Consider the following 7142-nt stretch of genomic DNA (forward strand, 5'->3'; position numbering starts at 1 on the left):
AAGACGGGTATTAATCATTACCCATCGCATTCAGCTAGGTGAGGCACTGTGTAATCGGTTTGGTGTTAACTATGTTACTGAAGTCCGCACAAATGAAACAGGCACATTATTAGGATACGGGGTGTGCGTTGATTCGCTACATCAGGAAAGTCAGGCGCGATTCAACCCTAACGACTGGGCGAATGATGTAATTATTATTGACGAGTGCGACCAAGTATTCTGGCATTTGCTCAACTCTGGTACTGAAGTGCAGAAGCGGCGTGTGTCCGTTCTCAAAAACCTCAAACAACTGGTACAGAATGTTTTGGGCAGCAGTCAAGGAAAGATTTACTTGTCCAGTGCTGATGTTTCTGACACAGATGTAAAGTATGTTTTATCACTCGCTGGGGAATATCGAGTTAATCCATTCGTCATTGTCAACAATTATCGCCACGTAGCCGGAAACTGTTACAACTATTCTGGCAGTAACCCGAAGAATCTTATCGCGGCACTCGACAAGGCGATCTCTATTGGGGGGCATCATTTACTCTGCTGTTCTGCTCAAAAGGCAAAATCGAAATGGGGAACCCAAGCATTGGAGGAACGTTTTCACCGCAAATTCCCACACTTGCGAATCCTCAGAATTGACAGCGAATCTGTTGCTGACCCCTCTCATGCGGCTTTCGGTTGTATCGCTCACCTGAACGAAATTCTGACCCAGTATGATTTGGTTATCGCCTCCCCAAGTTTAGAAACTGGAGTATCCATCGACATTCAAGGACATTTTAGCGATGTTTGGGGGATTTTTCAGGGAGTGCAGCCGGTTAACTCCGTGCGGCAGATGTTGGCAAGGGTTAGGGAAACAGTTGACCGTCACATTTGGGTCAGAGAGTGGGGGATGTCGGTTGTCGGGAATGGCTCTACATCCATTGGAGGATTGCTCAGAAGTCAACACGTTGCGACACAGGCTAATATTGCGCTGCTGTCGGCGGCGGATAATGATGATTACAGCTACGTTGACCAGAATTTTCAGCCAGAATCGTTACAAACTTGGGGTAAACGCGGTTCTGTGATTAACGTAGAGATGCGGCGTTATAGAGAATCGGTGCTTGCAGGGTTGGTCGAGGATGGCTACATTATTATTGATGCAATTGATGCATCGGATGATGAGAGTGGAGCAGTAATCGAGTCGGTGAAGGCGGCAAGTGAGGAATTATATGCTGTGGAGTGTGAAGCGATCGCTAATTCTGTTGAACTCTCCCAAACGGAACTGAAAAAACTGCAAGATAAAAGGGCGAAAACTAAAACCGAACGACATCAGCAGCGCAAGGCTGAATTGTCTCGTCGCTATGAAATTGAAGTGACGCCTGATTTGGTCTCAAAAGATGACGATAGCTGGTATCCTCAACTGAGAATGCACTATTATTTGACGCTGGGGCGAGAGTTTCTGACGAACCGTGATGCGAAACGGGCTAAGGCGCAGTTAGAGGTTGGGGAAAATTCGATTTGGAAGCCGGACTTTAACAAGGGGCAGCTATTACCGTCAGTACTGTTACTGGAAAATCTGAATCTGTTGCAGTTTCTTACACCAGACGTTCAGTTACGGGGATCTGATGAGAAGATGGTGGAGTTTAAAGCTCTGGCTGTTCAGCATCGGCACGTTATCAAGAATTACTTGAATGTCAGTATCTCGGAAAGACTGACTCCGATAGCGATCGCACAGAAGTTACTGGCCAAGATTGATTTGAAACTGGATTACGTTGGTCGATTGGGCAAGCGTGAAAATCGGGAGTGCGTGTATAAGTTTGTTGCCCCTGATGATCAGCGTGATTCAATTTTTGGGCAGTGGCTCAATCGAGATGAAGTATTTCTTAGTGAGTTGGTGTCAGTCAGTAATAATATAAGTACAACTACACCAATAACTGACACAACATCACTGTCCATATCCCACAATACTGAAGTGGTGTCAGGCACTAATAATATAGTCTTTGCAACACCACTCAGTGACACAGCACCACATACCCCAGAAAATATCGCGATTCTTGGATGGAAGGGGCTGATGGTGAAAATGCAGCAAGGACTCGATAGTGCTGGCTCCTTCTACAGTGAGTTAGTCTCCACAATTGGCGAGGCCGTCGGCGTTGCTGATGGGGAGCCTTACTGGAACGCATACCTGGGGCAGTGGCAGGTTTGGGTTAATTTTGTGGGAGGGTGTACGTCTGTGGTTTGCGATTGGGTCGAATGCGTGGGGTGACGCAGGGTAAAGCATTTCAACACCATGCGACGAATCACCAAAGTCTTAAATTTTCTTAATTGCGAATGGGCGAAAAAGCGAATTGCGAATTGTTTAGTGGCAGGTTTGGGTTAACTTTGGGAACAGGTGTAGGTCTGTGGTGTGCGATTGGTTGGTGGGGGTTGGCTAATCTGGTTGGGTGTCTGTTGTGAGTGAGTGGTAAATTTGGCGCAATTCTTCAATTGTGCTGGCTGCTTCCAGTCCTGTAAGAACTGCTCTCAATTGCTCCACACCCTCAATTGTTGAAATTTCTGGTAATAGGCTTGACCCATCCGTACCAAATTTCAGTTTTAAACCCAATTTAATCCCTTCTAACAATCCCTGACGAATACCACTGCGCTCAAAAGAAGTAACATACTGCATACGTTGCTCTGACTCCAATTGCTCTACTTCAAAAAGAAACTCTCGTTCTAAATCTAATGGTAGCGTTAGCATCCAGTCTATAAAAGCCAATAAATTTAGAATATCCTGACGCTCAAATCCTTGGTTATACAGTCGTCGCACTAAAGCCAGCTTGGATTGCTTGCGCTGTAACCTATCATTACGGGTTTCTAATGCCGCTAAGTGTGCCATTACTACTGTAGCAAACGGGTTACGACTAGCTTCTAATTCAGACTGTCTTTGTTGATAGTCTATCAGTTTGATCACTGGAAATTGAAAATTCACACTACAACCGAACAACTCATAACCAAACTGATTCGGTCGCCAGCTGGCACGTTCATCACCTAACACTGCTAAAGATACTACTGGACGTTTATATCTATCATAGATTCGATAGTTGTAGGTGTACATTCTTCTCCCAAAGTTCGACTCTTCCTGGGATTGGATTTCCACATGAATCAATACCCAGGTTTCTGAACCATCTTTGAGATAGATTTTTACGAGCTTATCTGCCAGATGCTTCCCCAGTTCGGCATCACGAACCACCTGCTCCAATTCTTTATCCAAGAACTCTGGTTGTTTTGTCCAATCTATTTGCTCATGTGCTTGGGGGAAGAAAAACAACATGAAGTCTTCAAAATACAGTTGTATTATCTGTTTCCACGGGCTATCAAATTCTGTCTGCGGATTTTCATCAATCATGTTGTCAAACTGGAACTAAAATATTAATATAGTACATTATTACTAGAGAATTTGAGCAAATTAATTATCATGTTGCAAGTAGTCAGACAAATTAAAGAACGCAGTAAAGTTAAGCTCAAACGGAAAGATATTACATACGAGCTTTGGCGTTTGGATGATGCCGAATTTAGAAAACTTCGGCAAAAAAGCCTTCCTATTAAAGACGATTATATGTTTTATATGCACTTTTATCTTTCCGAACGCGAGAACAAAAATAAACTCAATTTGGCTGAATTATATGTCTGCTTAACGCACTTGTTTGGTGATAGCAGTGATTGGATTGACGATTGGAAAGGTACTTTTTCTTTTCCACTATTATTGATTTTAGAAAAAGCACAAGGTAGATTCTTCTATTTAATCGATATTTATGACAATAGGGGTACACTCTATATCAGCTTTTACAGGATTCTGGACGCTGAGGTAGAAGGTTATGATACTCAAATACTTCGTGAACCTTTTGAAATAGAATTTTCTCGCCAAGAAATCAACTATTTCATCAGCTATTTTTATGGTTATCTTGAGGGCTGTTTTGAAAGTAGAAGACTCTTGATACAATCTGAGCAGTTTTTCAAGAAGATTGGCTCTGAGTATATCCTTTATGGCTATAAAGATGAGCATTATTTTGAGGAAAAATACCAATCTCAATCAGCATATCTTGCAGCTATTGAAAGTTTAGAGTCAATTGGTATTAGTTCCATAAGTTCACAAAATGTCAATGAGATTTTGCAAACCATAACTAGCGAAATAATCGAAAATTGATTCATTCCATTACAACAATACTACGCTTTTAATAAATTAGAGTAAAATATATGAAACAAGTAGTTAGACAAATTCGAGAACGTATTAAAGTTGAACTGGAATTAAACAATATTAAATATGAACTTTGGAGACTAGACGATGCTGAATACAGACTACTCAAAGTAAATAGTATTGATATTAAACATAATTTTACCCTTTATCAAGAGCTTTATTTCTCGGAACCTGATAACAAAGCTAATCTTAATTTGGCACAATTATTTATTACTTTAACTCGGCTATTTGGCAATAGTAGTAATTTATTTGATAACGAGAAAGGCTCATTTATTTTTCCCCTATTACTAATAGTTAAAAAGTCAACAGGTAATTTTTTTTATTTAATACAAATTTTTGATTCTCGTGGATGGTTTGAATATAATACCTATAAATTATTTGAGAACGAAGCAGATACTTACAATAATCAAATGCCAGTTCAAGCATTTGAGTCAGAATTTTCTCGGCAAGAAATTAAGGATTTTTTAACTTACTTTTATATCTATCTAATTCAGCTATTTAATAATGCAAAATCTCTTGCTCAACCGGAACCTTTTATAAGAATGATTGATTCTAGTTTTATTCTTTATGGATATTACAATAATCAATACTTCGAGGAAGGGTACGATGATAAAAAATCATATCAACAAGCAATTCAAAGATTTAGTTCGGTTGGACTTAATGCTTTCCAGCCACAAAATATAAATTCTCTTTTGCAAACGATTATTAGTGAAGTCGCTCAAAATTATGAACAATAAATATATTATAAAGTACGTTGAAGTACAGAAATTATAATTACCGTTCTTGTTCAGTTAGGCAGATCAAGATTTCGTTTTGCGCCTCATCTGAAACATCAGCAGTAATGGATAAGGCTTTTCCACCAGTGCCAGTAATACGAGCTTTTAGGTCTTGCAAGCGATCGCTCCGACGGGCAGCAATTACTACTGTAGCACCCTCGACTGCCAGCGCCAATGCTGTAGCCTCACCAATACCAGACGAGTTTAGTAGTGAGACGACTGTTAATAAGTTTGTTTGATGAACAATTTTGACAGTTTAAAAATTTAGCTAAATCTCATTATTGAACATATAATTGAACAACAAAAATCTTGAACTAATTAACTGCAAGATTCAACAATTCATCGCTTTTTTGAGTAAAATATATGGTTCTTCGGTACTTGTTATGCTAAACTGTTAGCTGGACGTACTAAACAATTTTTAAAATGTGTATCAATAAATAGATAAAAGTGCTGCAACAATTGACATATATAGAACATTCATTATTAACTATAAATACAGTTAAGAGTATTTTTAGTTAATTCTAGAGTTATGACTGGTAAAAGAGATATTAAAATTCTAACAGAGCTTCTTGATTTAAGCGGTGTGAAAGTTATATCACATCGTCTTCATGTTGAAATTGGGATGATTTTACAAGTCGAACAAGAAAAGCCATTTAGTGTCTGTCCTAAATGTGGCACAACCAGCCATAAATTACATCAAAATCATAGACATATTATTAAAGACCTCCCTTTTGGAGGAAAAGAAGTATTTTTAGAAATTAATAGACGGCAGTTTAAGTGTGAAGAATGTAAAAAACCTTTTAGTGAAGATTTGGATTTTGTAAAAAAGAAAAGAACTTATACAAAACGCCTTGCACATAAAATCATACAAGAAGTTTTAGAAAATGATATTCATAGTGTAGCATCAAAAGGTATAGTCACAAAAGACGAAATAGAAAGAATGCTAAAAGATGCCTCGCAAGAATTACCAAATTTAAAACCTATAAATTTAAAAAGATTGGGAATTGATGAAATAGCCCTAAAAAAAGGTCATGGTAATTACTGCGCGGTATTAGTTGATTTAGAACAAGGCAAACTAATTACAATCTTAAGCGGACAAACACAAGAAATAATTAAACAAACCCTTATGGAGTGGGGAACAGAGGTTTTAGAAAATATAGAAGAAGTCAGTATAGATTTGTGGACTGGCTATAAAAAATTAGTGGCAGAATTAATGCCAAATGCTCAAGTAGTAGCCGATAGATTTCACGTAATGACACAGATTAATAAAGAATTAGATACCCAAAGAAGAAGAGAAAAACGCAAAGTAGAAGATTTAATTAAAAAAGCAAATACCACAGAAAAATCTAAGTATGAAGAAATATTGACAGGGTTGAAGAATAGTAAATATCCCTTGCTTAAGAATGAAAATAAATTAAATGAGGAACAATTGCATAAACTGATTCAAGTTAAAGAAGTATCGCCTATTTTGAAGGAGATGCACGAATTTAAAGAAAAGATTAGGAAAATTTTCAATAACACAAAGGATTGGTATTCGGCAACTTTTAAACTAGGTATTTGGTTATCGAAAGCTAAGAAATACTTCCCGAATAGTAACAATACTATTATTCGTTGGTTTAGTGAAATTGTTGCTTACTTTGATAATAGGACAACTAGCGGTACTGTTGTTCGCGTAGCGTTCCGTAGGAAAGGAATTAATAACAAACTAAAGCTGATTAAACGTTCAGGGTATGGATTTAGAAAATTTCCGAATTAGATGCATATTAAACTGGCATTTCGTTTAATAGTTTAGCATAACAAGTACCGAAGAGCCAAAAGGACTGCTTGACTGCTCATTGAACCCCGGCATAGGGAGTGTCAATAACTCTTGCCAATCGCCCTGTTGAGAGTCGCAACCGCACTAAGTGGTGTATGTAATCTACATATTGCTTCCAAGTAACTTTGCTTTCACACTCTTGACGCTCACAGAACACATAACCAGCTTCTGCAATCTGGTTTACCCTACCCCGCCCGATTACTTCCAACAGAATTTTGTATCCTACAGGATTGAAAGTGACATTTGCGATCGCATTGCGACGCACCAGAAAATAACCACTCATGGGGTCAGAAACTCGACTCAATACCCTCGGAAGGATAATTAATCCCAACAATTGCGCTCCACG

General features: G+C 38.6%; 5 protein-coding genes and 2 pseudogenes. 4 read left to right on the top strand and 3 right to left on the bottom strand.

What is annotated here, in order from left to right; translation table 11 throughout:
* The coding region (locus ACEW80_RS04830; RefSeq protein ID WP_373525500.1) for a plasmid replication protein, CyRepA1 family at positions 1-2233 on the top strand (2233 nt) is incomplete at its 5' end.
* A 165-nt stretch (positions 2234-2398) separates the two neighbouring features.
* Here ACEW80_RS04830 and ACEW80_RS04835 read toward each other — a convergent pair.
* Positions 2399-3355 carry a cytosolic protein gene (locus tag ACEW80_RS04835; protein ID WP_373525501.1) on the bottom strand — a complete coding sequence of 319 codons (957 nt, stop codon included), beginning with the start codon at positions 3353-3355 and terminating at the stop codon, positions 2399-2401.
* Between the two features lie 69 nt (positions 3356-3424).
* On the opposite strand from ACEW80_RS04835, the gene ACEW80_RS04840 reads away from it, so the two are divergent.
* Both ACEW80_RS04840 and ACEW80_RS04845 read left to right on the top strand, forming a co-directional pair.
* A complete protein-coding gene (locus ACEW80_RS04840; protein WP_373525502.1) occupies positions 3425-4153 on the top strand; it encodes a hypothetical protein in 729 nt (242 codons plus the stop codon).
* A gap of 50 nt (positions 4154-4203) precedes the next feature.
* Positions 4204-4941: a hypothetical protein gene (locus tag ACEW80_RS04845; RefSeq protein ID WP_373525503.1), complete on the top strand. Its 738-nt coding sequence runs from the start codon at positions 4204-4206 to the stop codon at positions 4939-4941.
* A 37-nt stretch (positions 4942-4978) separates the two neighbouring features.
* Here the strand turns inward: ACEW80_RS04845 and ACEW80_RS04850 are convergent, their stop codons facing one another.
* A complete protein-coding gene (locus tag ACEW80_RS04850) occupies positions 4979-5227 on the bottom strand; it encodes an SDR family NAD(P)-dependent oxidoreductase (RefSeq protein ID WP_373525504.1) in 249 nt (82 codons plus the stop codon).
* Positions 5228-5509: 282 nt separating this feature from the next.
* Between ACEW80_RS04850 and ACEW80_RS04855 the strand changes: the two are divergent.
* Positions 5510-6764, top strand: a pseudogene (locus tag ACEW80_RS04855) (ISL3 family transposase).
* A 48-nt stretch (positions 6765-6812) separates the two neighbouring features.
* Here the strand turns inward: ACEW80_RS04855 and ACEW80_RS04860 are convergent.
* A pseudogene (locus tag ACEW80_RS04860) lies at positions 6813-7142 on the bottom strand (glycosyltransferase family 2 protein); the annotation flags it as partial.

The organism is Nostoc sp., from assembly GCF_041747015.1.
Taxonomy (GTDB): domain Bacteria; phylum Cyanobacteriota; class Cyanobacteriia; order Cyanobacteriales; family Nostocaceae; genus Nostoc.

Bases quoted from the DNA above. Each gene is read 5' to 3' on its own strand.
- ACEW80_RS04840 (WP_373525502.1), top strand. From the start codon at position 3,425: ATGTTGCAAGTAGTCAGACAAATTAAAGAACGCAGTAAAGTTAAGCTC.
- ACEW80_RS04845 (WP_373525503.1), top strand. From the start codon at position 4,204: ATGAAACAAGTAGTTAGACAAATTCGAGAACGTATTAAAGTTGAACTG.
- ACEW80_RS04835 (WP_373525501.1), bottom strand. From the start codon at position 3,355: ATGATTGATGAAAATCCGCAGACAGAATTTGATAGCCCGTGGAAACAG.